The sequence below is a fragment of the Domibacillus sp. 8LH genome (genome assembly GCF_038806185.1).
Classification (GTDB): domain Bacteria; phylum Bacillota; class Bacilli; order Bacillales; family Domibacillaceae; genus Domibacillus; species Domibacillus indicus_A.
In genome coordinates this window covers 1-1445 of the sequence record NZ_JAVJNG010000062.1, presented here as the reverse complement: position 1 = coordinate 1445, position 1445 = coordinate 1, and the positions used below count along the sequence as shown (strand labels likewise).

At 36.3% G+C, this 1445-nt stretch carries 1 protein-coding gene; it reads right to left on the bottom strand.

From position 1 onward, the window contains the following. Nucleotides 1-32 precede the first annotated feature (32 nt). Nucleotides 33-1393, bottom strand: a protein-coding gene (locus tag RG959_RS23750; protein WP_342799267.1) for an IS3 family transposase whose coding sequence is annotated in 2 segments (ribosomal slippage) — nt 33-937 and nt 937-1393 — 1362 coding nt in all. Because the reading frame shifts where the segments join, the coding sequence is not laid out codon by codon here. Nucleotides 1394-1445 lie beyond the last annotated feature (52 nt).

The following is a 1445-nucleotide window of genomic DNA, read 5'->3' as shown; positions in this document are numbered from 1 at the left end:
TGATCTGACCCAATAAAGTTAGACAAAAAAGTTTAGGCAGCTTCCAAGACCTGAGTCCGGTATTCTATTGGACTTAGGTCATTTAATTTTGCCTTCATTCGTTTGTGATTATAATAATAAATATACTCTTCTAATTCTCGTTCAAAATGTTCCATACTCTCAAACTCTTGTAAGTAAAGAAGTTCCGATTTTAGTAAGCCAAAGAAATTTTCCATGACTGCGTTGTCTAAACAATTTCCCTTACGGGACATGCTTTGACGAATACCATATTCTTTTAATTTTTTTTGGTATTTGGCCATCTGATAATGCCAGCCTTGATCTGAATGGAGGATGACTGTATCTTCAGGCTGTATTCGCTTCCCTGCTTCTTCTAACATCTCTTCAACCAGTGAATAAACAGGGCGTTTCATCACTTTATACGCAATAATTTCCCCATTACATAAGTCTAGAACAGGAGATAAAAAACGTTTTTCTCCAAACAGGTGAAATTCTGTTACATCGGTTACCCATTTTTCATTCATGTTGTCTGTGTTGAAATCGCGATTCAGTATATTAGGGGCGATTTTACCTACTTTTCCACGATATGAACGGTATTTTTTCATACGCACTTCACATTTTAAGCCCATCTCATTCATTAAGCGATGAATGGTCTTTGGGTCATGGTGAATGTGCCTTTTCTTTAATTCTTTGTGGATACGGCGGTAACCATAACGACCTTTATGTTCATGATAAACGGCCTCAATGGCCTCTTTTACACTCACATATTTATCTTTTCGATTTAATTGTTTTTCCCAGTAATAATAGGTACTGCGTGGAATGTCAGCGGCTTTAACTAATTCCACGATATCAAATTCATTCTTTAGCTCAAAAATTACTTGCGCTTTGACTTTGTTTGTAATTTTCCCTGTTCTTGAACTAAAGCGTTCAACTTTTTTAAGTAGGCATTCTCCATGCGTAAACGCTCATTTTCAGACTGAAGAGCCTCAATTGATCCTTCAACTAGTAATTGTTTTTTAACAGTAGATTTTGTTTCTTTTTTCATGAATGATCGCCCCTTTTTCTTTGGATGCAGGGCATCAATTCCTCCAGTCTCAAATAACTTTCGCCAGTTTCGGATCAAGCCTGGTGAAGAAATATTGAAAATGGCAGCTGCGTCATAAGAGGATGTACCCGTGTCTTTCATATACTTGAGTACATTAAGTTTAAACTCCGCAGAATAACTTGTATAGGATTTTAAAAACCCCTCTGCACCGAACTGTTCATAAAGACGAATCCATCCACTTAAGATTGGAGAACTGACCCCGGCTTCTTCAGCAATTGTATAAATACTTTCATTTCTTTTTAAATACCTTAATACAATTTGAATCTTTTCTTCCATTGTAAATTTAGCCATAAAAACACCCCATAAATGTTAGTTTGGTGTCTAACATTTACGGGGCAGTTCA